This is a genomic window from Psychrobacillus sp. NPDC093200 (genome assembly GCF_050280345.1).
Lineage (GTDB): Bacteria > Bacillota > Bacilli > Bacillales_A > Planococcaceae > Psychrobacillus > Psychrobacillus faecigallinarum.
Genome location: NZ_JBNNVC010000002.1, coordinates 400,656 through 427,191, shown reverse-complemented (window position 1 = coordinate 427,191; position 26,536 = coordinate 400,656). Strand labels below are relative to the sequence as shown.

The 26,536-nt window shown below is 35.4% G+C and carries 31 protein-coding genes; 5 read left to right on the top strand and 26 right to left on the bottom strand.

Translation table 11 applies throughout. The annotated features are described in order from the left end of the window. Nucleotides 1–79 precede the first annotated feature (79 nt). A complete protein-coding gene (locus ACQKNZ_RS09720) occupies nt 80–412 on the top strand; it encodes a DUF3889 domain-containing protein (RefSeq protein WP_427659410.1) in 333 nt (110 codons plus the stop codon). Nucleotides 413–464: 52 nt separating this feature from the next. Here ACQKNZ_RS09720 and lepA read toward each other — a convergent pair whose 3' ends face one another. From lepA to gpr, 7 genes are all read right to left on the bottom strand, one after another. Next, nucleotides 465–2,294: a translation elongation factor 4 gene (gene lepA / locus ACQKNZ_RS09715; protein WP_144535845.1), complete on the bottom strand. Its 1,830-nt coding sequence runs from the start codon at nt 2,292–2,294 to the stop codon at nt 465–467. A 562-nt stretch (nt 2,295–2,856) separates the two neighbouring features. After that, nucleotides 2,857–3,891 carry a YheC/YheD family protein gene (locus ACQKNZ_RS09710; protein ID WP_427659408.1) on the bottom strand — a complete coding sequence of 345 codons (1,035 nt, stop codon included), beginning with the start codon at nt 3,889–3,891 and terminating at the stop codon, nt 2,857–2,859. A 66-nt stretch (nt 3,892–3,957) separates the two neighbouring features. Continuing rightward, complete coding sequence (locus tag ACQKNZ_RS09705; RefSeq protein ID WP_427659406.1) at nt 3,958–4,398, bottom strand: hypothetical protein; 441 nt, start codon at nt 4,396–4,398, stop codon at nt 3,958–3,960. 18 nt (nt 4,399–4,416) lie between these two features. Next, nucleotides 4,417–5,634, bottom strand: a complete 1,218-nt coding sequence (locus ACQKNZ_RS09700) for an ATP-grasp domain-containing protein (protein WP_427659404.1) — start codon at nt 5,632–5,634, stop codon at nt 4,417–4,419. Nucleotides 5,635–6,357: 723 nt separating this feature from the next. Further along, the gene (locus ACQKNZ_RS09695; RefSeq protein WP_427659402.1) at nt 6,358–7,149 is read right to left on the bottom strand and encodes a M15 family metallopeptidase; all 792 of its coding nucleotides are present in this window, start codon (nt 7,147–7,149) and stop codon (nt 6,358–6,360) included. Between the two features lie 365 nt (nt 7,150–7,514). Continuing rightward, entirely contained in the window at nt 7,515–8,336 is an 822-nt protein-coding gene (gene spoIIP / locus ACQKNZ_RS09690) for a stage II sporulation protein P (RefSeq protein ID WP_144535841.1), read from the bottom strand. 54 nt (nt 8,337–8,390) lie between these two features. After that, nucleotides 8,391–9,401: a GPR endopeptidase gene (gpr, locus tag ACQKNZ_RS09685; protein WP_144535839.1), complete on the bottom strand. Its 1,011-nt coding sequence runs from the start codon at nt 9,399–9,401 to the stop codon at nt 8,391–8,393. A 160-nt stretch (nt 9,402–9,561) separates the two neighbouring features. Between gpr and rpsT the strand changes: the two genes are divergently transcribed. Then, complete coding sequence (gene rpsT, locus ACQKNZ_RS09680) at nt 9,562–9,810, top strand: 30S ribosomal protein S20 (protein ID WP_144535837.1); 249 nt, start codon at nt 9,562–9,564, stop codon at nt 9,808–9,810. A 187-nt stretch (nt 9,811–9,997) separates the two neighbouring features. Here rpsT and holA read toward each other — a convergent pair whose 3' ends face one another. After that, a complete protein-coding gene (holA, locus tag ACQKNZ_RS09675) occupies nt 9,998–11,002 on the bottom strand; it encodes a DNA polymerase III subunit delta (RefSeq protein WP_427659400.1) in 1,005 nt (334 codons plus the stop codon). 154 nt (nt 11,003–11,156) lie between these two features. Between holA and ACQKNZ_RS09670 the strand changes: the two genes are divergently transcribed. Continuing rightward, nucleotides 11,157–11,291, top strand: a complete 135-nt coding sequence (locus ACQKNZ_RS09670) for a YqzM family protein (protein ID WP_144535833.1) — start codon at nt 11,157–11,159, stop codon at nt 11,289–11,291. 53 nt (nt 11,292–11,344) lie between these two features. Here ACQKNZ_RS09670 and ACQKNZ_RS09665 read toward each other — a convergent pair whose 3' ends face one another. From ACQKNZ_RS09665 to ACQKNZ_RS09610, 12 genes are all read right to left on the bottom strand, one after another. Further along, nucleotides 11,345–13,597, bottom strand: a complete 2,253-nt coding sequence (locus tag ACQKNZ_RS09665; RefSeq protein ID WP_427659398.1) for a DNA internalization-related competence protein ComEC/Rec2 — start codon at nt 13,595–13,597, stop codon at nt 11,345–11,347. Between the two features lie 11 nt (nt 13,598–13,608). Continuing rightward, nucleotides 13,609–14,190, bottom strand: coding sequence for a ComE operon protein 2 (locus tag ACQKNZ_RS09660; RefSeq protein WP_340863360.1), 582 nt, complete (start codon nt 14,188–14,190; stop codon nt 13,609–13,611). Between the two features lie 68 nt (nt 14,191–14,258). Then, nucleotides 14,259–14,876 carry a helix-hairpin-helix domain-containing protein gene (locus tag ACQKNZ_RS09655; RefSeq protein ID WP_427659396.1) on the bottom strand — a complete coding sequence of 206 codons (618 nt, stop codon included), beginning with the start codon at nt 14,874–14,876 and terminating at the stop codon, nt 14,259–14,261. Nucleotides 14,877–14,956: 80 nt separating this feature from the next. Continuing rightward, complete coding sequence (locus ACQKNZ_RS09650) at nt 14,957–15,694, bottom strand: class I SAM-dependent DNA methyltransferase (protein ID WP_427659394.1); 738 nt, start codon at nt 15,692–15,694, stop codon at nt 14,957–14,959. Next, nucleotides 15,694–16,047 carry a ribosome silencing factor gene (gene rsfS, locus ACQKNZ_RS09645; RefSeq protein ID WP_144535823.1) on the bottom strand — a complete coding sequence of 118 codons (354 nt, stop codon included), beginning with the start codon at nt 16,045–16,047 and terminating at the stop codon, nt 15,694–15,696. The genes ACQKNZ_RS09650 and rsfS overlap by 1 nt, the downstream gene beginning before the upstream one ends. Next, nucleotides 16,044–16,619: a bis(5'-nucleosyl)-tetraphosphatase (symmetrical) YqeK gene (yqeK, locus tag ACQKNZ_RS09640; protein WP_144535821.1), complete on the bottom strand. Its 576-nt coding sequence runs from the start codon at nt 16,617–16,619 to the stop codon at nt 16,044–16,046. Before yqeK ends, rsfS begins: the two co-directional genes overlap by 4 nt. After that, nucleotides 16,609–17,181, bottom strand: coding sequence for a nicotinate-nucleotide adenylyltransferase (locus ACQKNZ_RS09635; RefSeq protein WP_144535819.1), 573 nt, complete (start codon nt 17,179–17,181; stop codon nt 16,609–16,611). The genes yqeK and ACQKNZ_RS09635 overlap by 11 nt, the downstream gene beginning before the upstream one ends. Continuing rightward, the gene (gene yhbY, locus ACQKNZ_RS09630; RefSeq protein ID WP_144535817.1) at nt 17,178–17,483 is read right to left on the bottom strand and encodes a ribosome assembly RNA-binding protein YhbY; all 306 of its coding nucleotides are present in this window, start codon (nt 17,481–17,483) and stop codon (nt 17,178–17,180) included. The genes ACQKNZ_RS09635 and yhbY overlap by 4 nt, the downstream gene beginning before the upstream one ends. Nucleotide 17,484: 1 nt before the next feature. Then, entirely contained in the window at nt 17,485–18,300 is an 816-nt protein-coding gene (gene aroE, locus ACQKNZ_RS09625; protein WP_427659391.1) for a shikimate dehydrogenase, read from the bottom strand. Nucleotides 18,301–18,311: 11 nt separating this feature from the next. Continuing rightward, nucleotides 18,312–19,415, bottom strand: a complete 1,104-nt coding sequence (yqeH, locus tag ACQKNZ_RS09620; RefSeq protein ID WP_144535813.1) for a ribosome biogenesis GTPase YqeH — start codon at nt 19,413–19,415, stop codon at nt 18,312–18,314. Then, on the bottom strand, nt 19,412–19,933 hold the full coding sequence (locus tag ACQKNZ_RS09615) for a YqeG family HAD IIIA-type phosphatase (protein ID WP_144535811.1): 522 nt from the start codon (nt 19,931–19,933) through the stop codon (nt 19,412–19,414). The genes yqeH and ACQKNZ_RS09615 overlap by 4 nt, the downstream gene beginning before the upstream one ends. Nucleotides 19,934–19,970: 37 nt before the next feature. Then, nucleotides 19,971–20,753 (bottom strand): phosphatidylserine decarboxylase, encoded by a 783-nt coding sequence (locus ACQKNZ_RS09610; RefSeq protein ID WP_427659388.1) that lies wholly within the window; start codon nt 20,751–20,753, stop codon nt 19,971–19,973. Between the two features lie 88 nt (nt 20,754–20,841). On the opposite strand from ACQKNZ_RS09610, the gene pssA reads away from it, so the two are divergent. Both pssA and sigK read left to right on the top strand, forming a co-directional pair. Continuing rightward, nucleotides 20,842–21,381: a CDP-diacylglycerol--serine O-phosphatidyltransferase gene (gene pssA / locus ACQKNZ_RS09605; protein WP_427659386.1), complete on the top strand. Its 540-nt coding sequence runs from the start codon at nt 20,842–20,844 to the stop codon at nt 21,379–21,381. Between the two features lie 113 nt (nt 21,382–21,494). Then, complete coding sequence (gene sigK, locus ACQKNZ_RS09600; protein ID WP_144537143.1) at nt 21,495–22,223, top strand: RNA polymerase sporulation sigma factor SigK; 729 nt, start codon at nt 21,495–21,497, stop codon at nt 22,221–22,223. A 6-nt stretch (nt 22,224–22,229) separates the two neighbouring features. On the opposite strand, the gene ACQKNZ_RS09595 is transcribed toward sigK, so the two are convergent. The 6 genes from ACQKNZ_RS09595 to ACQKNZ_RS09570 all read right to left on the bottom strand — a co-directional run bounded on the left by ACQKNZ_RS09595 (nt 22,230) and on the right by ACQKNZ_RS09570 (nt 26,536). Beyond that, complete coding sequence (locus tag ACQKNZ_RS09595; protein ID WP_260866568.1) at nt 22,230–22,358, bottom strand: hypothetical protein; 129 nt, start codon at nt 22,356–22,358, stop codon at nt 22,230–22,232. A 63-nt stretch (nt 22,359–22,421) separates the two neighbouring features. Next, nucleotides 22,422–23,114: a 5'-methylthioadenosine/S-adenosylhomocysteine nucleosidase gene (gene mtnN / locus ACQKNZ_RS09590; protein WP_144535805.1), complete on the bottom strand. Its 693-nt coding sequence runs from the start codon at nt 23,112–23,114 to the stop codon at nt 22,422–22,424. 83 nt (nt 23,115–23,197) lie between these two features. Next, nucleotides 23,198–23,869 carry a DUF1510 family protein gene (locus tag ACQKNZ_RS09585; RefSeq protein WP_427659384.1) on the bottom strand — a complete coding sequence of 224 codons (672 nt, stop codon included), beginning with the start codon at nt 23,867–23,869 and terminating at the stop codon, nt 23,198–23,200. 168 nt (nt 23,870–24,037) lie between these two features. Further along, nucleotides 24,038–24,511 (bottom strand): transcription elongation factor GreA, encoded by a 474-nt coding sequence (greA, locus tag ACQKNZ_RS09580; protein WP_144535801.1) that lies wholly within the window; start codon nt 24,509–24,511, stop codon nt 24,038–24,040. 112 nt (nt 24,512–24,623) lie between these two features. Beyond that, on the bottom strand, nt 24,624–25,262 hold the full coding sequence (gene udk, locus ACQKNZ_RS09575; protein WP_144535799.1) for a uridine kinase: 639 nt from the start codon (nt 25,260–25,262) through the stop codon (nt 24,624–24,626). After that, entirely contained in the window at nt 25,262–26,536 is a 1,275-nt protein-coding gene (locus tag ACQKNZ_RS09570) for a peptidase U32 family protein (protein WP_154312297.1), read from the bottom strand. Before ACQKNZ_RS09570 ends, udk begins: the two co-directional genes overlap by 1 nt.

Here is a 26,536-nt window from a genome sequence, read left to right as displayed (position 1 = left end):
TAAGCTATTTGTTTAATTCTTACAGGAAGAATGACTTTAAATAATATGCTCATCTTATATAAAAAGGAGCTGAAGTTTAATGTTTAGAAAAATCTGTTTCATCCTCGGACTACTTATAGCTGGAGTCTCTGTTCCGATTAGTTTATCAACCAATGTAAATGCTCAAGAGGCTGTTCCAGTCTATGCTAAATGGGGGAAGCTTGCAGTAAAGGAGACTCAGTCAAAATATCCAAATGCGTCTATTATTGACTACTTGTACGAAGGAAGGGAAACAAAAGAGAATTCAACAATTGAGAGATTTAAGCTCTGGATAAAGGATGACATCAAAGAGTTTGGTGTTTTTGTAAGTATTGAATATACTACCTCTACGGGAGAATTGATTAAGATAGAGTTCCAGGAAACTCCCCAATAAATATAAAACCATGGAGAGCTGATGCGCCTCTCCATGGTTAGGTTAACAAAAATTATTTATTTGGCTCATCCATTTTTAGAACTGCCATAAACGCCTCTTGCGGTACTTCCACAGATCCTACTTGTTTCATACGCTTTTTACCTTCTTTTTGTTTTTCAAGAAGCTTACGTTTACGAGAAATATCTCCACCGTAACATTTAGCTAAAACATTTTTACCCATAGATTTGATAGTAGAACGAGCTATAATTTTCTGTCCTACTGCTGCTTGAACAGGTACTTCAAACTGCTGTCTTGGGATTAAGGCTTTCAGCTTTTCTACAATAAGCTTTCCACGCTCGTATGCAAAATCCTTATGAACAATAAAGCTTAATGCATCTACTTTTTCGCCGTTCAATAAAATATCCATCTTTTGAAGTTTAGATTCCTTGTAGCCGATAAGCTCATAGTCAAAGGAAGCATATCCTTTAGTGCTAGATTTTAACGAATCAAAGAAATCATACACTATTTCTGAAAGTGGAATTTCATAAATAATATTTACACGTGCAGATGATAGAAAGTCCATTGTAATAAAGTTACCACGTTTACGTTGGCAAAGCTCCATAACTGATCCTACGTAATCTTCTGGAACCATAATAGAAGCTTTTACATAAGGCTCCTCGATCGAGTCAACCTTTTGAACATCTGGCATCATAGAAGGATTATCTACTTTAAGTGTATCACCGCTAGTAAGTTTTACGTTATAGATAACACTTGGCGCTGTAGTAATAAGGTCAATTTTGAACTCTCTTTCAATACGCTCTTGAATAATTTCCATGTGTAATAGTCCTAAGAAACCACAACGATAACCAAATCCTAAAGCTTGAGAGGATTCTGGTTCGAATTCTAATGCAGAGTCATTCAGCTGTAGCTTTTCTAAAGCATCACGAAGGTCATTATACTTTGAATTATCAATTGGGTATAATCCACAGAATACCATCGGGTTCATTTTTCGATAACCAGCTAATGCCTCTGTAGCTGGATTATCCGCTAAAGTAATGGTATCCCCAACACTTGAATCACCGACATCCTTCATAGAAGCTGTTAAGAAGCCAACATCCCCTACTGTCAGTTCATCACGTTGTGTCGTTCTTGGTGTGAATACTCCAGTCTCAACCACATCGAATTCCTTGCCAGATGACATCATTTTAATGCGGTCTCCCGGTTTAACTGTTCCTTGCATGATTCGGATATAGACAATTACACCACGGTAAGGGTCATAAAGAGAATCAAAAATTAGTGCTTGTAGTGGGGCTTCCGGGTCACCTGTTGGTGCAGGAACCTTCTCCACAATTTGCTCTAAAATCTCTTCTATACCAATTCCAGCTTTTGCTGATGCATGCACAGCTTCAGAAGCATCTAAACCAATTACCTCTTCAACTTCCTTTTTCACACGTTCTGGATCAGCAGCTGGCAAATCTATTTTATTGATAACTGGTAAAATTTCTAAATCATTATCAAGAGCTAGATATACGTTTGCCAATGTTTGAGCTTCAATACCTTGTGCAGCATCGACAACCAATATAGCACCCTCACAGGCTGCTAAGCTTCGAGATACCTCATATGTAAAATCGACATGTCCAGGAGTATCAATTAAGTGGAAAATATATTCTTCCCCATCTTGTGCCAAGTATTTAAGCTGTACTGCATTTAATTTGATCGTAATTCCTCGTTCTCTTTCAAGATCCATAGAGTCAAGCAGTTGGTCTTTCATTTCACGAGATGTTAAAGTTTTCGTTTTTTCTAAAATACGGTCCGCAAGTGTCGACTTCCCATGGTCTATATGAGCGATAATCGAGAAATTACGGATTTTTTTCTGTCGTGCCAATCTTTCTTCATTATTCATGCATGTTCACTCCTAATTAAACTATTATGAATTATACTATGAAAAGAATGTATATTACAACAACAACAAGCTTAAAACCCTTATATTTCAATGTTTTGAATGAATGGAGGAATATCATTCTATGGAAAATTACATTCTTTAATAAGCATAATCGAGCTATATTGGGCAACAAAAATATATATAACAGGGGCGAATGTACAGGAATGAGTAAGTATTTTATTAGAAATTATGATAACTAACTTTTTTAATCATTAGGTATTCACTGAAATTTTCGATCATGTGTTGACAACAAAAATAAATGCACTTCGAGATTACATTGTACAAATGTTCTTTTTGGGGTATTCAAAATACAGGTTTAAAATGATTATTTTTTTAAAACTCCTTCTTCAACTAAGCACATTTTAGTTGAAGAGAAGCTTTAATTTTGTTTTTCTTTCAAAATCACTTTCTTAAGCCTAACTGTCTTCTTTTAGCTAGTGTAGTTCTTCAATGTTGTACACAGTCTTACAAGAAATGTGCTTTTTCAAAAAATATAGGCAGCTTGACTTCTCTAAACCTCAATTCAAGAATATTTCTTTTTATTAAGAGCTAAATACTTGGCGTAATGAATCGTATTTCTCGCTACATCTAACTCACTATTAAATATTATTGGAATTCCTGGCCGCCAATTTACTTCAAATAACCATAGTCTTTGGTTTTCATCGATTCCAACATCGATTCCTAATTCATCGAGTGGAGAACCATCGTATAATGCATCAAAATGGTTAGAAAAGCTTAACGAAAAATGCTCAAGTTCTCTTTTAATATTAAACCAGTCATCATTAAACTCTTTTTGCAAAAAGCGATCAAGAAAAGCAGTATAACCGCCACTACCTAAATTTGATGTAATACTTCCTAATGGTCCAATACGGGGGTAAATCGATGTTATGACCCATTTGCCTTCTCCATTTTTTTGAACATGCAAACGTAAGTCGTATACATGACCTGATTTTATCTGGCATGATATAAACCTCTGAACTATATATTCTTGTTCTTGGATTTTATGTGATACTAAGTCTAGCAACTCTTCTTTCGTATATATTGAGATTTTACCCGCGTCATTAATTTTGAATTCATCCTCTTCTTTTTCAATGAAGAGAATGCTCTCGCCTTGGTGTCCAGAAGTTGGTTTCATAATAATCTTTGAATATAAATTAATCATATCCAGAAAATCTTTGACACTTGTTAGTTCGAGTGTAGGAATCAGGTATTGTTTAAATTCCTCACCTTTCGTAACCCTTTTATAGACACTCAATTTACTTCCAATTGAATGACTTGTAAATGGGATGCTTTCAGATAAATAGTCGACTATTCTCTCTGCTTTTTTACTTAAGGGATAACTCGCATTATAAATAACGTCTGGAAAAGGGTATTCCTTTTCAATCCACATACCATTTTCATAATATTTACCCATTATTTTTTTGTTTTTAATATCCACTTTCCCTGGTGTAAAGTAAAAAAACTCCACCCCTTCTGCTTTAGCTACAACCGAATAGGCGTATGCCTTCTTTACTTTCTCTGGTTCCGCTCGATGATGCATCATACCGATTAAAGTCATGATGTCTTTCTCAACTCCTTTTACAAAATATCACTGATAATTATTTATAAAAAATTTATTTTTGTGTCACCATTTATCTCCAATTATTATACTTTGACGATTAATTAAGTTCGGATTGATGCACTGGATACTGCAAAAATCTTGAATGGATACAAACACATTAATTTGCGTTTTTTCTAAACCATAAGGCATGCGCATAGTATCACTATAATTACCTTCTATATCAAATGGATATAATAATGATAAATGGACAATCGAGTGGACTAGGTCTTCAACACGGAAAAAGCAAGTTCTAAATGAGGTTTGACAAGTTGAGGTTATACCGTAAGCAAAATAAGGTTCAGTAGCGACAGAAGAATTAAATACAATTGGAATGGTATCGTGAAGTATACCTTTAAAGATTGGTAATTTTGCCTTGACTTGCATTTCGTAGACCGTTTTCAATATGGATATAATGTTACTGGTTGATTCGCCCTCATTTGAGTTTGTTTCTCCGTTACTAATCATTATTATTCACTCCAAAAGTTATACTGGTTCAATATAAAAACGAATTTCTTTTGCGGCATCTTTCGCAATGCTCATTGCTTCCTCTTTATTGTCTGAAGAAGCCAATACATAACCATATCTATCCCCCATGGATAGAGGTGGATGGAGTATTTTCCCTTTTTTAGGCTTTATAAAAACTTCCTCTACTCCCGGTAGCCTGGAACTGCGATTTTTTCCTGTGACCTTTATTAATTTCCCTGTAGAATGACTCGTTAAATACTGAGCATACACAAACCTGCTGTATTTTTTTTCGAAGTTAGGCTCTTGTCCTAAAAATATTTTTATTGTCTCTTCAACCAAATTAATTCCATATGCTAGTTCAATTATTCTATTCATTGCGCCACCAGAAATACGAGGATTTATTTCAATTAATTTCCATTCATTATTAATTAATCGCATTTCTAAATGACAAGATCCATTTTCCATTTCAAAACGCTCTAAAATCAAACACACAGTTTTATATATATCGTTATAAAAGGCTTTATCCATTTCCCCTAACAAAGAATAACCTGTAATAATAAAACGTTCTAAGAAAGAAATTTCTTGTTCAAGGACTGCAATGATATGAACTTCACCATTGTAAACACAAGCTTCAATCAAATATTGAGGTCCATCTAAATATTCCTCTAATAAGACTTCATTACTTCCTTTTTTAAATAGATTATTAATGGAGAGAACTAATTCTTCTTCATCTTTGACAAATAAAACATCTTTAGAACCAGATGATACGGGTGTTTTTACAATGAGAGGAAATGACTCTTTTTGTCTATCGATAAAGTCTTCTAAAGAGTCATCTTTTACAATCCTTGCAAAATAGGGGGAGACAGGAAGATCTTTTAATAGTTCACGTGTTAAAAGCTTATCCTCCATTTTCGCTAAAGGTTCCGGGGGGACAGCAGTCAATTCAAATTCTTTTGAGAGTTGAGCCGCTACATGGACGTAAGGATCAATAAAACTCAATATAGCTTCTATTCTTTTCCCTTGTGATTGTATTGCTTTTATATTTTCCTTTAACAAATTATAATTAGTCAATTCAACAAAGACCAATTGATGAACATCGGGAAAATCAGGCCTGTTTTTAAATAGCAATTCCCTATCTGTTAACAATATAGTAAAAAAACCTAGCCTCTCAGCAGCTTTTATTGCCTCCCTACTTGAACCCGATTTATTACTACCTATAAAAATAATGGTTTTCATAATTTAGTATTATCAACCTTTCTAGTGACTTTCTTAGTATCTTTAGTCCTTAAGCAGTTTATTCGATAGAAGCTTGATTTGTTTAGGACAACTTAACTACATATTAAGAATAAATAAATGAAATATTTTAAAGTTAATTTTCATAAACAGCAATTATCATTAAAATACGAACTTTTGTCACTTGGTAGATTGTAGTGACATGCGCTGACTCTATGGAAGAAGTGAACAGTTAATACATAATCAAACGCAAGTGATTTTCGTACGACTTACCGTTCCTCATCGGAAATCAACTATGCATTATTATTTTTAGGGATACTTAAGACAAGTTTATTTGAACTGTCTCTTTTACTCTATACTGTTGCATCTAACATAGATCAAAATCTAAATAGAAAATAACAATTATACGACTCTATTAAAAGCCATTTTTAACTCAATACAAGATCACAAAAATTAGTTGGATCCATTTTATCAACTTATTTTTTATAACTCCGTAAAACGCAAATATAAGAGAATAGCGTACCTCTATGGTAGAACTTATTTAAATTTGTTATTAATGCTTTAGGTTGAGATAGACATACTCTCTCGAATTCTTTTCACTATAGCATTCAAAAAAGATTCTCTTCCCAAATAACATAAATACCTTTTCTTCGTGGTTGTTAATGTAAATATAGAATTATGAAACTAATAAGAGGCCCCACCCACGTTAAGTGAGCGAGGCTTTTCTCATTTCCCATTTAGTTGATCAAGAATTGCCTTGGATGGTGTTTCATATTTAATATATCCATCCATTTTTGTTACCCAATGGTTATCCCCAACATTATATTGACCCCCATGTAACTCTCGATAATTATAAACCCGATATTCCTCTCCTGGATTTAAAATTCGTACCTCTACTAGCTTTCCCCCTTTTTCTGTCCACAGATTAATGGGCTTCAAAATTGTGAGCTTACCTATTTGACCTTTTTTAAGCTCAGTTTTACCCCACATGATTTTAGCAGTGTCTGTAACTTCCTTATCATCTGCCTTAATCAAAGGAAAGATTGGCCTTTGCCCGGCCTTCAATTGAGCAATGGATAAACCTTTGTTATATTGCAAATGCGAGTTATCCTTAAAGGTTGTCCAATCTCCTCCCCATTCAAAGCCCATAGATTTTGCGATTTCTGCAACACGTTTCCACTTCTCATTAACTGTCCAAATTGATTTGTTTCCGTCATCAGTAACTAAAAAATAATCAATAGCCAGTCCATAATTGTGAATGGACGTTCCTGGGGCTGCACTGGAGATTATACTACCCTTTGAGCCATATTTTTTGCCATTCCAAATGAAGTTCGGTCTTCCTTGACCATAAATATATGCTTGGTCTTCTTTGGAACGAAATCCAGAGGATATTTGTATATAGATACCTTCACTGTAACAACGTTTTATTAGCTCAATTGTATATTCCTTTAGAGAAGGATGAACAGCTCCCATTCGATTAATGGAGCGTTTTATCAGTTCTTCAAGTGATACCACCATATTTTATTCACCTCAATTCACTTTAAGTTTGTAATCACCTTTTTTTAAAGGATAGATAGGCTTGCAATTTACAACCATCTGTTAATATAGCTAGCGTAAAAGCATCCCTATATTTATTGTATTCAGCAAAATCTATTAAGCTTAAGCTATTAACGCAACATATCGAATAATTAGTTTGCTAGTTCTAAATTGATTACTTCATAATGCAAAAAACTACATCAAAAGAGACACATTTATTTTCCACAAAAAAATACCGAGAACACTTGAGTTCCCGGCATACTTTTATTTATATGTTTTTCTTAAGATCCATTATGGGTTGAATTTCAAACTGGTGCCTCTTTAGCCCTTTAAACAATTCCACTACGCTAAGATACTACTTGTTCATTAAGAATATTTGAAATAGCTTTCGCTAATATAGCAATTGACCTATTTAACTCCACTTCTGTACTGTCAATTCCACCAAGCTCAATGAGCGCAGAGTTTTTATTGAGATCCTGATTATATACTCCATCTACACCATCACCGACTTTAACAGTTACTTTCCTAGCAATTCCCGGAACCAATGTATTTAGCTCTTCTGTTAACTTATTTGCTAGCTGGAGATTCCATTTATAATTTTCATGTTCTCCTCCAACGACAAACATAAGCTTGGCATAGCTCTCTTCTCCAACCTGTAAAGTAGTGGTTGCAGCCTTTGCAGAGTCTCTATGAATATCTAAAATAATATCATAGTTATTTTGGGATAATGCATCTTTCACAAAAGGTCTTACAGAATTATAGTTTTTAGTTTCAGATGGATTTACAAGTGATAGGAATTCTGTTTCTACTTGATGAAAAGCAAATTGAGCCGTAATTTGTTCTTGAAAGTTAGTAATATTCTTTTCTTGATGATATATCTCGATCTTTTCTCCACTGGCAGCTAATATTGGTTTAAATGCTTCTTGCCAATGTGTAAAATAGACGAAAGCTTTTCGAGGTGGCAAAATTTCTGCTACCGTTTGTGTCTGAGTAACAGGGGGTGTTTCAATTTGCGCTGCATATACAACAGGTATTTCCTCTTTTTTCTTTTCAGTTACTTTTTCCGTTGTCGTTTCGGTCATAAGAGGTGTTTGGATTATTGCAATGATGATAGGGGCTAAAAATAAGAGTAATAAAATGCTAGTCAGCTTCTTTAAGGTATTAGTCATAGGTTCCACTCTCCTCACACAATCGTATGAGAAGAGAAGGAATTTTAGAACGACCTATTTACTTGTAATCCATGTTTCAATGCCTGTGGAAAGCATATATGCATACTGTTCTACCCATAAATCAGTTTCTTTTGGTGTAACAAATAAAGAAGGATTTTTTCCAACAAAAACTTCCTCAAATAATTGTCTTTTCTCTTCAGTAGACCAACCAACCCATTCTCCAAAAATAGGCTCAAGCACTTTTTTATCGATGTTAGTCTTATTTGAAACCATTGGAGTAACAGATAGGGCAGAAGAAGGTTTTCCCTTTTCCTCCACGCGTGCTGCCACGTGATGAATGACTTGCTCAACTGCATCTGCATATAACACTGGACCGTCAACAACCATTGGTACTCCAATTGCTGTAACAGGAACACCATAAACTTCCTTTGATATTTCCTTGCGCTGGTTACCTACACCAGAGCCAGGGTGTATACCTGTATTTGTAATTTGTATAGTCTTACAAAGACGTTCGCTATTTCTTGCAGCTAAAGCATCCATCACAAGAATAAGATCAGGCTTAAATGCTTCGCTGATGGCACTGACAAAATCGCTTGTCTCAAATCCGGTTTGACCAGTTACACCTGGAGCATACATAACAACTTTCACTTTTTCATTATTAGTCAAAGAAGAATTTTGTAGGTATTCAATTGCTTTTGGTCCAATGGCATCCGGTGTGACTGTCGCGTTTCCAAGTCCAATTATTAATATTTTGGATTCTTCTGTTAAACTAAATTCCTTATGCATATCTCGAAGATAGTCAATAAAAGTCCTCGCCATGTTTTCAAAACTCTTCTCATCGTGTGGACTAAGGGTCAGATCAGTCAAGGTAATATACTTCCCTTGTTTCTTGCCAATCTGTTTTTCACCCTCTTCGTTCACTTCAATAGAAGTAATAAGTACCGCTCCATTGCGACCCTCATCAAATTTAATACCTTCTGAATTGTCTAATTTAGCTTTCTGACTTTCTGTACGGTGTTTCACCATTTCTTCCGATTCATCGATTAAATCTGTTCTTCCCCACATTATAATCACCTCTAAAATAGTTTGTTCAAAGTGTCAAGTAAATATTCTTTGCATTTATATATTGCAATTTGTTTTTTCGTTTGTTAAAATAATGCTTGTTGTATAAACTGTTACCAACAAAAAAATGTATCATCTCAGACCTTATTAGGAGGTGAAAGGTATGCCAAACATTAAATCTGCAATCAAACGTGTTAAGAAAAACGAGACTTTAAACGCTCAAAATGCAAAAGCAAAATCAGCTATGCGTACTGCTGTAAAAAAAGCTGACACTGCTGCACTTAATAACGATGAAAACGCAAAAGAACTTATTAAGACTGCAATTCAACAAGTTGAAAAAGCAGCTTCTAAAGGTTTAATTCATAAAAACGCAGCTTCTCGTAAGAAAGCTCAATTAATGAAAAAAGCGTAATAAAAAAAGACTGATCCGAATTCAAACTCGGTCAGTCTTTATTTTTTTGCTTTCTTATATTAATAATTCGACAATTAGTTTGATTTCAAAAATCTTTAATCTAGAGAATTAGATGACATATAAATGTAATTGCACTGCTAAAAATTAAGATTAGCGTTTGGAGCAGGCCAAAACCAGACTAATTCTACTACTTCAATAAAAACAATTCTAAAATACGATCTCTATTTGTACTTAAAGTTTTCAACTGAAGATCGACAGTAGCTAAATCATTTAATGTGTGAATCAGCTTCTCCTCTTGATGAAGCAATGGATTATCGAACAATAGCTTCACACGATATGGATGTACCTTCATTTGAGTGGCAATTTGTTGGGCATGATAGCCTTTTTTCTTCAAATGGCTTACTTGTATCATTAATCTCACCTGTGTAGCTATAAGCGCATTTAACTTTAAAGGGTCTTCTTTTCGCTTCAATAAGTCATGATAAATCTCAATTGCTTCACTTTTTCGGCCTGCTAAATAAGCATTCCCCAGTGTAAAAACATCCTCTTCAAGGGTACGAACCAGTAATGACTTAACAGTTTCCTCATCGATTTCTTGTTCCTCGCCAATATAAGTGGCAATTTTAGAGATTTCCGTTTTTAAGTGAACTAAATTTGTTCCTCCATTTTCAATTAAACGGTTTATCGCTTCCTCTGATATACTTTTCCCTTCATTTGAAGCTTCATGTAATACCCAGCTTTTTAAATCATGATTCTGTAAACTCATTGCCTCTATGACATTGGAAGCCTGCTTCATCGCCTTTGTGATTTTCTTCCGTTCATCCAGCTTCTCATACGGTGCTACAAAAACTACTATAGCGGAGGGAGAAGGATTTTTTAGCCAGTTCTCCAGCAATGCCGTATCATGAATGATTTTCTCTTTTCCCTTTTCGGTAGCTTTTAAGAAGAATGTATTTTTCGCGATAATTAACTTTTTATCTGAGAAAAAAGGAAGTGTATCTGCCTCGTATAAAACCTGCTCTACATTGCTTTCCTCTAAATCAAAGTAGATAATCTCTGGCTCTCCCTCATCCTCAAGTTTATATTTCAATTTTTTTATAGTTTCTTCTATGAAATATGCTTCTGTTCCGTATAATAAATATACATTTGAAATATTTCCTTTTGAAATCTCCATCCACTTTTCTGAAATCATGTTGGTGCTCCTTACTACTTTTAGATATATATATTATAGCGTAAATATGGTGAAAACTTTGTGACATTATATAATTAAAAGGAAATAAGAAAGTTTGTATGTAGATTTTTTGAGCACTATCCTTTATAATTATGTGGAAATAGGAGGGTTAACAATGAATGAATTTGAACAAAATGTACAGTCGAAACGTAATGACGCAATCGACTCTGGCGTAGGTTTTGTAGTCTCCTTTGGATTTTTTGCCATTATGTTTATTATTGCAGTAGTTATCGAGTTTGTTTCTCGATAATACACGAGAAGGGTTTTGTCTTTCACAGACAAAACCCTTTTTTCTTTTAAATTTTAATGAGTAGAAATAGTTACTTCTCCCTCTTTTGATATAATTATCTCTATAGCTCCGTCTATACCGGTCTGCAAAAATGGAATTTTTAAAGCATGCAATCGTTCTAAGACTTCAGAATGCGGATGTCCATACCTATTGTTAAAGCCTGCTGAAATAACTGCCAAATGAGGATTAGCCACTTCCAAAAAAGTTTGCGTGCTAGATGTTTTACTACCATGATGTCCTAACTTAAGTACAGTCTGATCCTGGAGGATGTCAGGATAAACAGAACTTAATACTATTTCTCCCTCCCTTTCTAAATCTCCAATAAAAAGCCCTTTAAAATAATCGTTACTCATCAATAAAACTAATGAATCATTATTTCCTTCATATATGTTATCCATCGGATATAAATAAGATAGGTTATAGTAAGAAGATTCAATGCTCTCACCTGTAAATTTTTCTATGACAGGTATTTGCTTTAAGTTTATTTCCTCTCTTAAATCATGCATAACAGCTTTTTCATAGGATCCAGGTGTAATGTGTATTTCTCCAACTTTAACTTCTTGAAGTACCTCCTCGGCGCCCTCCATATGATCTGCATCTGCATGTGATAACACCATTGTATCAATTTTCCTTATCCCTCTTCCCTTTAAAAAGGGAACAACAACTTGTCTTCCAACCTCGTACTTGTTATTAGACTCTTTCCAAGCCTCTTGGTCGAATCTAAGCACACCTCCAGTATCTATCATAATGACTGCTTCTCTATAAGGCATTTCAATAACAATAGAATCTCCTTGTCCTACATTTAAAAAGGTAATTCGAGTCGAAGAATCTAAATATGGCGCTAGTTGCAATACAATGATTGGGGTAAAAAGAATGAGCAAGCCATTCTTTATAGATTTCTTTTTTTCCAATAGAATAAAAAAGGTAATGACACTCACATATACTATTACTACATACCAAACTTTCGGTTGAATAGGATTCCAAACCTGATATGGAAACGATCCTATATAGAGGATAAAATCGTCCAGTAATAAGCGAATTGGTTCGTAGAATAAAAAAACAAGATTACATATAGATGGAGAAAGAAAGGTGATTAAAAGTAAAATAATATTGATAGGAAGTACAATAAATGAAAATAGAGGGACAAACAAAAGATTGGCTATAAAAGAGGATAGAGAAATTTCGTTGAATTGATATATTAAAATAGGATAAACTATAAGCTGACAAACAGCTGTTAAGATAAATGATTGAGTTATATAAGAGCGCCCTAGTTTTAACAGGCTCGCGGAAAATATTAAAGAAAAAGCAGCTAAGTAGGAAAGCTGGAATCCTACTTGATAAATTATCCATGGAGAATAAAGAAGAAAACCAATAAAGCTATAAGAAAATGCGTCAGAAATGACAAGCTTTCTTTTGAAAAGACCGCTTATTAATAGAATTTCTGTGACAGATACCGCCCTCCACACTGAAGGCGCTCCACCAGCAATAAGCCCATAAAGCGGCAAAAGAATGATTAATAACCAATTAGCTGTTTTTCTTCGTACTCCAAGACGTATTAACACTTCATGAAGAAGCAGCACAACTAATGCTACATGGAGGCCTGAGATAGCAAATAAATGAGTTATTCCTAATGTTTGATAGGCATCTTGAAGTTCAAGTGGCATACTTTCTCTACTGCCAATTAGTAGAGCCTCAGCCTCCGCTTGAAGAGAATTAGGAAAGGTCCTTTGAATATGCTGTTTAATCCTATATCGTTGCTCAGCCATATAAACTCGAAAACTATATTTTTTACTTAGCAGCTCGTATTCATCAATATTTAATTGACCAACCGCTCCATGGCTTTTTATATAGGATTCCATGTCAAACGCATATCGATGAGCTAGGGGTTGATCCAACGGTGAGTTAGCCTTGACTTGAAGCTCCCATCCAGTTAGAGAATAGTTTGAGAAAAAAACCTTGTCCTGCTCATCTGATATTTTAAGCTGTACATACCACCTTTGACCGGAATCAGAAGCTGCAAAACCTCTTATAAAGCCACCATTAATACGATAATTATCTGTCCATGTGATAGTGTTTACATCGTTTTTAGCTATATTTTCAGGATTATCTAGTTCTACAAAGAAAAATGTACAAATCCCAATAGCTATTATACTAGCAGATAAAAGTATAGGAATTTGCTTATAAAGAAACCAGCAAAATAGGATTACAAAAAAGAACAATAGCCATGTCGATTCAAAAGCAGCTATAGTGGCCAGTAAAATCGACATTGCAAAATATATTACATTGCCTCGGATTGCTCCAATCCAAATAATTCAGCCACCTTCCTTTCATATGGCAATAATTCTTCTTCACTTGCGCCCTTCTCCTTAAGCTTTACAATTAGCTCCATATAAAGTTTTACCTTTTCATCACTCAAAAAATCAATTTTGCGTTCATCAAAAGGAACATGAATAACATCTACTCCTGCTTTGTTAAGTAATTCAATCGCATAGTCGTTGTTTTTATAGTCTTGTGCATAATATAATCTTGAAATGCCTGCTTGAATAATCGATTTTGTACATGGCAAACATGGAAAATGAGTAACATATAAATCTGCGCCACCTACAGTAATACCATATTTTGCACATTGTAATAATGCATTCATTTCAGCGTGTACTGTTCTTACGCAATGATTGTCCACCACATAACATCCATGATCAATACAATGTTCTCCACCAGAGATTGAACCGTTATAGCCTCCAGCCATAATACGTCTATCTCGAACAATCGTTGCTCCAACTGCTAACCGAGTACATGTACTTCTTAAAGCAAGTAAATGGCTTTGTGCCATGAAAAATTGGTCCCAAGTGATTCGCTCCATATAAATACCTCCCATACTAGTACTTCTTTAAGTTTAGTGCTTTAGTGGCTAAACTTCAATATGGTCATTTAATTCACTTTGATATGGGGTTCTATTTTCTCAAAAGTCTTCTGACCTATTCCTGTCACCTTTAACAAGTCTTCTTTTACCTTAAAGCCCCCACTCTCCTCTCTATAGGTAATAATAGCTGCAGCCTTAGATGGGCCAACTCCTGGGAGAGTAGTTAAACTTTGTACATCTGCTTTGTTAATATTAACTAATTGGTCAGAAGAATTGGATGAGGTGATGTTAAATGAGTCTTCCATTACTTCACCTAACTCAGGAACATAAATAATCATTTCATCCTCCACTTTTTGAGCGTGATTAATCATTTTACTATCACTTTCTGGCTTATAGCCTCCAGCAAGTGAGATAGCTTCTAAAACACGGTCACCAACTTCTAGCTCATAGACTCCAGGCCTTGAAACAGCGCCCTTAATCTCGACAAAAATAGTGGTATTCTCTTCGTATTCAGTTGTTTCTTCTTCAGGGAATTTAGATTTAGTTAATAGGGAAGGTTGAATTTCCTCAGCGGAGGGGTTTGCTGAGTTAAATTGCTTTTGGATTAAAACAAACAGGAGAAAGGTTAAAACTATAATTGGTAGCAGAAATTTCTTAATCTGTATCAATTTAAATTTGGAATTCAATGCAATCATCCTCTTTCGAAAAGAGGTAAATTATATGGAGTTATACAAAATATACCAAATTTACCTCTTTTTGAAAAGTATTATTTTATTGCATGAATAAAATACCGCTCTACTTCATCCTCTGACTGCTCGCCAAAAATAGAGGTTGAAACAGAGACGTTAGAAAACCCACTCTTTTGGAGTAAGTCAAAATATATTTCTAAAGGGTGGCTGCGCTGAAAATGAGATTCCTCAAATCGCTCATAGTAGCCAGTTTCTCCACGTACAAAAAAGGTTATATCATGATAGATAGAATGAGCTTCCTCGCCTTGCTCTGTATGCCAAATATATGCCACTTGATCATCCTCGTAAGTAAAAGGTCCTTCTAGGAATATATTATCCATTTTAAATAATGAGTGGATATCAAAAAACAATTGACCTCCATCATTTAAACAATCATACACTCGAGCAAAGGTCTGTTCTGTCTCTTCTAAGGTCTCTAGATAGTTGATAGAATCTATAGCTATTACTGCTATATCTGCATCGTTTATCCCATCTATTTCAGCCATAGATTGGCACAAAAAAGAAATGTTAACGTTTTCCTCAAGGCTTCTGTTTTGGGCTACAGTCAGCATTGATTCAGATAAATCAATGCCGATAACCTCATAGCCAGCTTTTGCAAACTTTACACTTAGTACTCCTGTGCCGCAGCCTATATCCACTAGTCGTTTATTTTCCGAAACTGGTGCTTTATCCTGCACCCATTCGGCGTACTTGTCATATGGTATATCTGACATCAACGAATCGTAGATAAAGGCAAACTGATCATAAGTTGACATTAAGCATCTTGCCCTACTTCGATCATAGGAGCATCTCCCCATAGGCGCTCTAAGTTGTAATAAGAACGCTCATCCTTATGAAATACGTGAGCTACTACATCGCCCATATCCACTAATACCCAACGTGCTTCATCAAAGCCTTCCATGCGTTTAACGTTGTATCCTTCTTTGCTCGCTTGGTCAAAAAGTTCCTTTGCAATCGCTTGAACTTGACGATCAGAGTTAGCGTGGCAAATAAGAAAATAATCAGCAAGTAATGATACCCCTTGCATATTTAATATAACAATATCCTCTGCTCTTTTATCATCGGCAGCTTTATAAGCAATCTCGACTAATGTTTTGTTTGAAGTCATTCTTTCACTTTTCCTCTCTTTTGTATCAAGTCATTATAACAATGAAATGAATCCGGAAAAACCGGCTGTCTTTTTTTTATTAGAAATGCCATACTATGCTGCACACAACTTAGCATGCCCTCTTCTAGGTCTATATTCGCTATTTTTCGTAAATCCTCTACTCCTGGAAAATTACGACTAGGTTCTATCATATCGGAAATATAAATTATCTTCTCTAAATCAGACATTCCAGCTCTGCCAGTGGTATGAAATTTTATGGCATTTAGTATGTCCTCATCATCGATATTAAATTCTTTTTTCGCAACGTAGCTTCCTACCGGAGCATGCCATAATTCATGGTGAAATTCTAATAATTTTGCATCCATGTTTTCAGATATGATTATACTTTTCAACCACTCTTTTTCGGCATATTTCACACTGTCATGTAAAATCCCGGCAATTTCTGCTTTTTTTGTATCTGCTCCGTATTTATCCGCTAGTTCAATAGCAGTTTCTGCAACACCTCTTGTATGGATATAACGTCGCTCCGGCATACGATTTTTCATTTGCTCTAGAATGTGTTCAAATCTCATAAAGCTTCTCCTTTTCAATGTAATCTCTTACGTTATCCGGGAGAAGAAACCTCGTTGTTTCTCCGTTCTCCAAACGTTTTCGTATGACAGTAGAAGATATATCGATTTGGGGTATATCTATTGTAGTAATAGGATATGCAGTCGCTATAGAGGTGCTTGGTCTTGCAACACCAACAAGTTGAACTATTTTTAATAGCTCGTCTATACGATGCCATTTTGGTAAATATTCTACCTGGTCCCCACCAATGATGAAATAGAAATCAGTATTTGCTTCCCGTTCTGCTAAAATTTTCATAGTGTCAAATGTATAAGAGGTTCCACCTCGAATAAGCTCTATTTCTTCTATAGCCAGATAAGCTATATCAGTAACAGCAATTTCTAGCATTTTTAAGCGTTGTTCAGAAGTAATGCGTATATCTTTTGACTTATGTGGGGGAATTGCATTTGGCATTAGTCTCACTTCATGTAAACCCAGTGCATGAAACACTTCGTTAGCAATGATTAGATGGCCAATATGTGGAGGATTAAATGTTCCTCCCAATATCCCTACTTTTTTTTTCATGCCTTACTCGCTTTAGGAAGCTCAATTCGTTTATTGTTTTTAGAAGGCTTATAAAGAACTACCGTTAAACCAATTAACTGAACAAGCTCTGCTCTAGCACCTTTTGCAAGAGCTTCTGCAACTTCTTGCTTTTCATCCTCACAGTTTTGTAAGATACTGATCTTGATCAATTCACGCACTTCTAAAGCTTCACTTATTTGCTTTGTCATTGCATCATTAACGCCACCCTTACCTACTTGGAATATTGGTGAAAGGTGATGCGCTTGACTACGTAAAAATCTTTTTTGCTTACCTGTTAACATATTATCCTCCTAATTGCTCTGTCAATCGTTGAATCATATCATTGGTATTCGGATAACTTCCGTTCCAATATGAAAAGGCTAGGGCACCTTGATGTACAAGCATACCTAGTCCATTAATTGTTCGAACATTATATTTTTCTGCTTCCTCTAAAAAAGGGGTAACTAAAGGATTATATACAATATCAGCAACAATTGCATTCTCTTTTATCCCCTTTAAATTTATGGGAAGCGTTTTAGTGTTATTTTTCATGCCAAGAGGTGTAGTTTGAATTACAATATCAAATGTTTGCAATTGTTCCTCTGCCTCTTGAAAAGTTATAGCTTGTCCAAATTGGAGCTCATGTACGAGTTTTTCTGCGTTGGTTTTCGTACGGTTCGCAATAGATAGTTTTTGATAGCCCAGCTGCTTAAAGGCATAAACGATACCTCTTGCTGCTCCTCCCGCACCAAGAATTAATATACGATTTGTGTTCTCGGTCTGACCCAAAGAACGTATAAATCCTAAGCCATCGGTATTATAACCTACAAATTGTCCACTCTCTGTTTTTACTACTGTGTTAACTGCACCGATTCCTACGGCTGACTCATCTATTTGATCCAAAAAAGGAATAATTGCCTCCTTATATGGCACTGTAACATTCCAACCACTACAGCTTAGTAGCTTTAAAGATTGTACAGCCTGCTCAAGCTTTCCATCCTCGACTTGTATGGGAATATAGCTAGCATTAATATTTTGTGACGAAAGCCAATAATCATGCATATATGGAGATAACGAATGAGCAATCGGATTTCCTATAACTGCAAACCATTTCTTCATAGTATTTCCCCCTATATAAGAGATGGACGAATGGACACTTCTACTCCTGCAGGTGCATGAGCCGCTACAATTACTCCACCTTTTTGCACAGTAATCCATCCAAGTCCTGAAAACACGATATCTGTTTTGTCTTCTTTAATCTTGAATTCATGGCGAACTAATGGAGGCAGTAAATCTGTAAACTTCTCCGAAGGAGGTGACAATAACTCTCCTCGATGCTCTTTCCATAAGTTTTCAGCGTTATCCAGCTTAGTACGATGAATTGGAATATCATTTGCTATATAACAAGTAAATGCTGAACGATCGCCTTTAATAAAATCGAAACGGGATAATCCACCCAAATAAAGAGTTTGTTCATTATTAAGCTGAAAAACTTTAGGCTTTATTTCTTTTTTAGGCGTGATGAATTTAAGTTCAGTCGGATCTAAGTAATGAGCCATTTGATGATGATTAATAATCCCCGGCGTATCATAAAGTGCTTTTTTGTCATCCAAAGGTATTTCAATCATATCTAAAGTTGTTCCGGGAAAATGTGACGTAGTGATTACTGCATCTTCTCCAGTGGCCTGCTTAATAATTCTGTTAATAAAAGTAGACTTCCCGACGTTAGTACATCCTACAACATAGACATTTTCACCTTTACGATAATGTTCAATTGCGTCCATAGCTTCAGGCATTCCCGTACCTTTATGAGCACTAACAAACAAAACATCAATCGGAGAAAGGCCTAATTTCTTCGCTTCTTGCTTCATCCAATTGATTACTTTGTTTTTCTTAACTGATTTAGGTAATAAATCTGCTTTATTTGCGACTAATAGTATAGGATTGTTCCCGACAAAACGATGTAAGCCTGGTAGCCAGCTTCCGTTAAAATCAAATATATCAACAACTTTAACAATCAAACCTTTTTGCGTGCCTAAGCCATTTAATATTCTTAAAAAGTCATCGTCAGTTAATGATACAGGCTGTAATTCATTGTAATTCTTTAATCGAAAACAACGTTGGCAAATAATATCTTCTTTTTCTAGGGATGAAACAGGAGCGTATCCCGGATCTCCTACAACTTCGGTTTGGATAACTGTTCCACAACCGATACACTTTGGTGCTTCTGTCACGCTTCTTCCTCCCATGTAACTTGTCCTTTTTTGTCCAAGTAACTAAAAATTCTTCTTTCAACCATCCGGTTAAACTTGGTAACAAATCCATCTGATTTTGCAACCGGTATTACTAAAATAGTATGGAGCTTTTGTCTATTTCCTCCGAAAACGTCTGTTAAGAGTTGGTCTCCGATAACTACAACTTCCTCTTTTTTTACAGACATTATACTCAGCGCATGACGAAAAGCCTTTCCTAAAGGCTTTCTCGCTTTATATATAAAAGGAATCCCTAATGGGTCTGCGAACGATTTCACTCGTAATTCATTGTTATTTGAAACAATGGTTACTTGAATTCCAGCTTCTTTCATCGCAGAAAACCATTCAATTAGTTTAGGTGTTGCATCTGGACGATCCCATTCTACTAATGTGTTATCCAAATCTGTAATAATTGCTTTAACACCTTTTTCCTTCAACATTTCAGGTGTTATATGAAATACACTTCTAACGAACTCACTTGGTATAAAATTTGAATACAAAGACGAACACTCCAATTCGACACTTTTTCTTTAACGATTATAGCATATTTGCGACTTTCTCACCCATTTGAACAAACTTTCCTGGACCAATTTCTTTGGAGAACTCGATACTGCCTTCTTGAAACAATAAGACAACTGTCGAGCCAAAGGAAAAATATCCCACTTCCTCTCCTTTTCTCCATTCGGTGCCTTTGTTTGTTAGTTCGATGGAATTCACAAACATAGCCCCCACCTTAACATGGAAGCAGTGCTTTTCATTGGGCATCTGGAGCTCAGTCAACAAACGATAGTTTCCACTAATTGTTTCCTTTCCATATGCTAAGCCCCATTTGTTGACTGGATAAGATTTCTTTCCTAGCAAATATTGCCGAGTAACCTTACCGTCTACCGGGGCATGAATGCGATGATATTCAGCAGGACTAAGATATAAGATCATAAACTTACCATTCTCATATTCTTTACCTATTTTTGTGGAGCCGAGCATATCATAAAGCGTATACGCTTTTCCCTTAACATGAAAAATTCCATCATACGTTATATCACCAAAAGTTTCAATGGTTGCGTCGACAGGGCTTATTATTCCAGACTCACTTTGATCTATCATTCTACTATCTTTTTTTAATGAACGAATAAAAAAATCATGTAATGTCAAAAATTCATGGACATGACATGGTATTTCATCTATATCTATATTAAAATATTTAATGTAAGCGGGTATAACTTTTTTGCTAAGATTAGACTGGGCAAAACCTTTGAGTAAAGATGATGACCATCTACCATTTGTTAATTCAATCATAGATTGGTATAATTTTTCTTTCATTTTGGTCTCCCTATAAAGATTTACTTACAATTTTTGTTTACTCGAAGTATAATGAACAAATATGTTATTTGTAAAGGAGTGATTTGCAATGTATTTACAAAATGCTATGACTCAAACATTAAAAAAACTGAAAACCCAAGCTGCCAATATGATTACGATTGGCAATCTAGCGTTTGGTGGAGCAGCTATTATGGCTACAGTAAATGAATACTACTCTTTTAGCGTATTATTTATATTTATAGCAGGTTTATTAGATCGTTTTGATGGAATGGTAGCTAGGAAATTCAACTTGGAATCCGAGCTAGGCAAACAATTAGATTCTATGAGCGATATTATTTCTTTTGGAATAGCACCCGCACTTTTAATGTACTCATTAGTATTACAAAATTTTAGTGTTGCAGGAATGATTATAACTGTTATATACATCGCGTGTGGAGCTTTTAGATTGGCACGCTTCAATATTTCAGAGTCAAATGGATTTTTTACAGGTCTTCCGATTACCGTAGCCGGAGTTATTCTGACTCTTTCCTATTTTGCAATCGACTTAGTTCCACCTGTTACCTTTATGTTCTTATTTATTATACTTGCACTTTTAATGATTAGCACTTTTACATTGAGAAAAGTTTAATACAATTTCAAGAAATAATATTTTCTAGAAGCGACTGCAAATGCAGTCGTTTTTTTCATATTTTGTCGGATTTGCACATATATTGAATGTATAACTAGATGGAGGTGAAAAAGATTTCTGGTCTTCTAACCGCATTTATAAACATTGTCATCGATTTGCCACTTGTGCTAGGGTATTTGAAAGGGCAGGCGTTCCATCAACCACTCTCCCCGGAAGAAGAACAAGTAATGATTCAACGTTTTCTAGATGGAGACCTTACAGCAAGAGATGAACTAATAGAGCGTAATATGCGTCTTGTAGCGCATGTAGTAAAAAAATTTCACCCTAAACACGAGCTTTTAGACGACTATATATCAATAGGAACAATTGGTCTGATGAAAGCCGTAAATAGCTATACACCTACCAAAAAAACAAAATTAGCTACTTATGCAGCACGCTGTATTGAAAATGAGATTCTAATGTACTTACGTTCATTAAAAAAAGTACAAAAGGATATTTCTTTACATGAGCCAATCGGAATGGATAAGGATGGTCATTCCTTAGAAATAACTGATTTACTGCAAGGGCTAGACAAAAGCTCTGACGAACAGCTTGTTGAAGAGGAGGATACAAATCGATTATATAAACACTTATCCCAGTTAGAAAAACGAGAGCTTGATATCATCGTGCGTCGGTATGGACTATTAGGTCATGAGCCGATGACACAAAAAGAGATTTCCAAACAATTAAAAATATCCAGAAGCTATGTCTCACGAATAGAAAAGCGTGCACTCGTCAAATTATATCAATATTATGTTCATGAAAAAAACTCTCTTGATGCATCAAACACCAAAAGAGCTTAGAGGAACTTAATCTTCACTTGTTTCTGCAATCATTACAAATGCTAAAACAGCTGTAACTAAAACAGACATAGCCATAATAAAAACCATTTGATCTCCCCCTAGACTGATGTGAAAGCGTTTTGATACTTTCATCATAGCATATAATGGAAATGCAAATTATATGTATTCTATGCCTTAGTTTGTCAAAATAATGACAACTTAAATGTTCCCAATTACTTGTAATACTATTTCTGTCGAATGCTTTGCTGCTACAGGTAAAAACTCATCAAAACTGATTGATGATTCTTTACCGGCAATGTCAGATAATGCACGAATTACCACAAAAGGCACTGAAAATTGGTGACAAACCTGTGCAACAGCTGCCGCTTCCATTTCACACGCTTTCATCTTAGGAAAGTAGTTTCGAACAATTTCAACTTTGTCTGGGTTATGCATAAATGTATCACCTGTCGCAATTAAGCCAGTAGCTGCTTGGTGTTCACCAATTTCATTTACAGCATCTTCTGCAAGCTTCATTAAACGCTCATCGGATTTAAATGCAGGTGGTAGCTGAGGTACTTGTCCTATTTCATATCCAAAAGCAGTAACGTCTACGTCGTGATATCTCACTTCATCTGAGATGACTATTGCTCCTACTTCTAGATGAGGGTCATATCCACCCGCTGAACCTGTATTGATCACATAGTCGGGCTTATACTCATTCAAGAGAATAGCTGTAGACATCGCTGCATTTACTTTACCAATTCCACTTTTCAACAATATAATCTCATGATTTTTATATGTACCAGTTGTAAATTCACTATTTGCAATTTCTTTAGTCTCTGAATTCTCAATCGTATTTCTTAATAGTTCCACTTCTTCTTCCATTGCTCCGATTACTGCAATCTTCATATTAATAACCCCTTTCAAAAAGTACTTCTTTTAAAGTAAAGGAGAGCGGCACTTTAGTCAAGTACCGCTCCCAATTTATAATGTTATTTTACAGTTATGAGCTTTTCTTTTTTAGTTGGCTTCCATCCCTGTCCTTCAACCCATTCTAACGATATTCGATAAATTTCAGAACCATCCTTAGATGTAACAGTTCCTATAGACTTTTGAGGGCTACCTCCATTGCCTAGGAATTTAACATGCATACTAGAAGGATCTAAGTTTGCAGCGTAAGCTAGAGCATCGACCTTTTCCTTCCAATCTACCGAATCCTTGTCATAGCTTGAAACATGTTCACCATCTTGTGACGTGCCAATGGGCTCCCAGGACGAGTCTACCATAACAGATTCAACATTGGGATCTCCTGATTCTTCTGTCGTTACAAGAGAGCTATTGGTAGAAGAATCTGGTTCATTAGCTGAATCAGTGTCTTCCGTTGTGGGCTCAGGCTCATTTTGTTCACTATCTTCTTCAATTTCTTCCGTAGTCAATTCTTTATCTTGTTCTGTCACTTCTTCAGTGTCTTTGATATCTGAAACAGATTCAGTATCCTCTTTCTCTGTTGCACTGTTGTTTTTGTCATCATCACTTGTCACTAAATTAACTATAACCACAATAATTAACAGAAGTACTATTCCGATTAACACATTCAAAATTGTATTGTTTTTTTTCTTTCGATTGTTTAAGCGCGAATTAACTCTTTGGTTTTGGTCTGGCATACTCTTCCTCCTTTTAAAGATAGAGAACTATAATTTAATAGACGCGAATAAAAGGTTTAAGTTTCATTTTAATTACCCACTTTTGTCTATCAACTTTAATACTATCAAGACGGCAAAAAAGGGGCAAACATAAATTGTTTACCCCCTCTTGTATAAAATATCTTCCAATTATGAAATAGAGATGATTTCTACGTCCATTTCTCCACCTGGAGTAATGATTTTCACTTTATCTCCAGTGCTCTTTCCTAAAAGGCCTTTAGCAATTGGTGAATCGTTTGAGATAAGTCCTTCTAAAGGATCGGCTTCTGCAGATCCAACGATTGTATAGCTTTCTTCATCACCATCTGGTATTTCAACGAAAGTAACCGTTTTTCCTAAAGAAACGATATCATTATTGCCTTCCTCTTCGATGATAACAGCGTTTCTTATCATGGATTCAATGGTAGAAATTCTTCCTTCTACGAATGCTTGGTCTTCTTTAGCAGAATCATATTCTGAATTCTCGGATAGATCCCCAAAGCTACGAGCAATTTTAATACGTTCTACTACTTCTTTACGTTTTACCGTTTTCAATACTTCTAGTTCTTCTTCTAGTTTAAGCTTACCTGCAACGGTCATCGGAAATTGTTTCTCAGTTGACACTTCCATACACTCCTTTAAATACCCTCTTTATAAACATACATTTCCTATTCATATGCATTAAGTTAATTTGATATGAATTTAATGAAATATTTGTAAATCTTTCATCATCATATTATACAATAGCATTAGTTTCAAGAATAGTTTTTATTTTTGTAACCATTAAATCGATGGCCACCTCATTTTGACCACCTTCAGGGATGATTACGTCTGCATATCTTTTAGTTGGTTCGATAAATTGATTATGCATCGGACGAACTACCGTTAAATATTGCTCTACTACAGATTCTACTGTACGGCCTCTTTCATGAATATCACGTAATATTCTTCGAATAATGCGTAAATCGGAATCTGTATCTACGAATAACTTTATATCCATCAAATTTCTTAAACGCTCGTCCTCTAACACTAAAATTCCTTCTAAAATGATAACATCCTTTGGCTCGATTAAGATTGTTTCACTTGATCGAGTATGCTGAGCATAATCATAAATTGGTTTTTCAATAGCTTTGTCGTTTAACAAATCGTTTACATGCTGAATAAGCAAGTCATTGTCAAAAGCGAAGGGATGATCGTAATTTGTATTTAGTCTTTCTTCAAATGCCAAATGGCTTTGGTCTTTATAATAATAATCTTGTTCAATAACTACTACAGAATGGTCTTTAAAAACTTCACTAATTGCGTGGGTAACGCTAGTTTTTCCTGAACCGGAACCACCAGTGATACCAATGATAAGCGGAGTACGTTTAGCCATTATTTTAACCCCTTTCTCATCATGTTATTTGGATATAATTTTACAGGGCAATAAAATTGAACAATTTCCAAAGGATGTCTTGCCGCATCCAATTTCTGACCCTTTTCGTTTTTAATCTCTTCGATTACTAGACGTACGTTATCAATTTCAGGACCAAAAAACTCTACTTCATCTCCAGGCTTGAAATAGTTTCTTTGCTGTAACGTCACAACTTGTGTTTCCTCGTTATAATCAAGCACTAATCCTACAAAATCATATCCTAGTTTTTTGTCGTGAACTCCATACATTTGTTGTTCAACGCCAGGCTCTCCCTCGAAGAAAGCTGTATCTGCTTCTCGGTTTGCACATTTTTCAAGCTCGTCCAACCATTCTTGCTTCATTACAAAGTTAGCCGGGTCATTACAATACGAATCGATTACTTTACGGTATACACTAATAACCGTGGCAATATAGTGAATAGACTTCATGCGTCCTTCCACTTTGAGGGAATCAATACCCATTTCGATCATCTTAGGAATAGATTCAACAAGCTTCAAGTCTTTCGGACTCATTGCAAACGGAATATCTTCTTCCTCAAACAACGCTTTTTCCTCACCATTTGAATCTGTCTCATATAAATCATAGTCCCATCTACATGATTGACAACAACCACCCCTATTAGAATCACGAGCAGTCATATGGTTAGAAAGTGTACATCTGCCACTATAAGCAATACACATAGCACCATGGATGAATGTCTCAATTTCTATATCCACTTTTTCTTTCATTAGTTTAATCTCTTCACCGCTAGTCTCACGAGCTAAAACAACGCGGTGTAAGCCCTCTTCCTTCCAATATTGAACCGCCTTCCAATTTGAAAGCGATTGTTGAGTGCTTAAATGGATTTCAAGCTTAGGGGCCGCATTTCTACATGTTTCTATGATTAATGGATCGGCTACAATAATTCCTGTAACTCCCGCATCTTCTATAGACTTTAAATATGTCTCAAGTCCTTGCATATTTTCATTATGAGCAAAAATGTTAGTCGTTACATAGATTTTTGCCCCATAGCGTTTGGCAAATTCCACCCCTTCGCGCATTTCTTGAATAGAAAAGTTACCTGCGTTCGAGCGCAAACCAAACTCTTGACCACCTATAAAAACTGCATCTGCTCCATAATGAACAGCAATTTTTAACTTTTCTAGACTTCCTGCTGGCGCCAATAACTCAGGCTTTTTGGTAATAACACGTTTACCGTCGACTAATTCACTAATATGATCTATTCTGGTGCTTAT

Excerpts from the sequence above, each read along its gene's own strand:
- ACQKNZ_RS09720 (WP_427659410.1), top strand. The coding sequence starts at position 80 with ATGTTTAGAAAAATCTGTTTCATCCTCGGACTACTTATAGCTGGAGTC.
- lepA (WP_144535845.1), bottom strand. The coding sequence starts at position 2,294 with ATGAATAATGAAGAAAGATTGGCACGACAGAAAAAAATCCGTAATTTC.
- ACQKNZ_RS09710 (WP_427659408.1), bottom strand. The coding sequence starts at position 3,891 with ATGACTTTAATCGGTATGATGCATCATCGAGCGGAACCAGAGAAAGTA.
- ACQKNZ_RS09705 (WP_427659406.1), bottom strand. The coding sequence starts at position 4,398 with ATGATTAGTAACGGAGAAACAAACTCAAATGAGGGCGAATCAACCAGT.
- ACQKNZ_RS09700 (WP_427659404.1), bottom strand. The coding sequence starts at position 5,634 with ATGAAAACCATTATTTTTATAGGTAGTAATAAATCGGGTTCAAGTAGG.
- ACQKNZ_RS09695 (WP_427659402.1), bottom strand. The coding sequence starts at position 7,149 with ATGGTGGTATCACTTGAAGAACTGATAAAACGCTCCATTAATCGAATG.
- spoIIP (WP_144535841.1), bottom strand. The coding sequence starts at position 8,336 with ATGACTAATACCTTAAAGAAGCTGACTAGCATTTTATTACTCTTATTT.
- gpr (WP_144535839.1), bottom strand. The coding sequence starts at position 9,401 with ATGTGGGGAAGAACAGATTTAATCGATGAATCGGAAGAAATGGTGAAA.
- rpsT (WP_144535837.1), top strand. The coding sequence starts at position 9,562 with ATGCCAAACATTAAATCTGCAATCAAACGTGTTAAGAAAAACGAGACT.
- holA (WP_427659400.1), bottom strand. The coding sequence starts at position 11,002 with ATGATTTCAGAAAAGTGGATGGAGATTTCAAAAGGAAATATTTCAAAT.
- ACQKNZ_RS09670 (WP_144535833.1), top strand. The coding sequence starts at position 11,157 with ATGAATGAATTTGAACAAAATGTACAGTCGAAACGTAATGACGCAATC.
- ACQKNZ_RS09665 (WP_427659398.1), bottom strand. The coding sequence starts at position 13,597 with ATGTCGATTTTACTGGCCACTATAGCTGCTTTTGAATCGACATGGCTA.
- ACQKNZ_RS09660 (WP_340863360.1), bottom strand. The coding sequence starts at position 14,190 with ATGGAGCGAATCACTTGGGACCAATTTTTCATGGCACAAAGCCATTTA.
- ACQKNZ_RS09650 (WP_427659394.1), bottom strand. The coding sequence starts at position 15,694 with ATGTCAACTTATGATCAGTTTGCCTTTATCTACGATTCGTTGATGTCA.
- rsfS (WP_144535823.1), bottom strand. The coding sequence starts at position 16,047 with ATGACTTCAAACAAAACATTAGTCGAGATTGCTTATAAAGCTGCCGAT.
- yqeK (WP_144535821.1), bottom strand. The coding sequence starts at position 16,619 with ATGAGATTTGAACACATTCTAGAGCAAATGAAAAATCGTATGCCGGAG.
- ACQKNZ_RS09635 (WP_144535819.1), bottom strand. The coding sequence starts at position 17,181 with ATGAAAAAAAAAGTAGGGATATTGGGAGGAACATTTAATCCTCCACAT.
- yhbY (WP_144535817.1), bottom strand. The coding sequence starts at position 17,483 with ATGTTAACAGGTAAGCAAAAAAGATTTTTACGTAGTCAAGCGCATCAC.
- aroE (WP_427659391.1), bottom strand. The coding sequence starts at position 18,300 with ATGAAGAAATGGTTTGCAGTTATAGGAAATCCGATTGCTCATTCGTTA.
- ACQKNZ_RS09610 (WP_427659388.1), bottom strand. The coding sequence starts at position 20,753 with ATGAAAGAAAAATTATACCAATCTATGATTGAATTAACAAATGGTAGA.
- pssA (WP_427659386.1), top strand. The coding sequence starts at position 20,842 with ATGTATTTACAAAATGCTATGACTCAAACATTAAAAAAACTGAAAACC.
- ACQKNZ_RS09595 (WP_260866568.1), bottom strand. The coding sequence starts at position 22,358 with ATGATGAAAGTATCAAAACGCTTTCACATCAGTCTAGGGGGAGATCAA.
- mtnN (WP_144535805.1), bottom strand. The coding sequence starts at position 23,114 with ATGAAGATTGCAGTAATCGGAGCAATGGAAGAAGAAGTGGAACTATTA.
- ACQKNZ_RS09585 (WP_427659384.1), bottom strand. The coding sequence starts at position 23,869 with ATGCCAGACCAAAACCAAAGAGTTAATTCGCGCTTAAACAATCGAAAG.
- udk (WP_144535799.1), bottom strand. The coding sequence starts at position 25,262 with ATGGCTAAACGTACTCCGCTTATCATTGGTATCACTGGTGGTTCCGGT.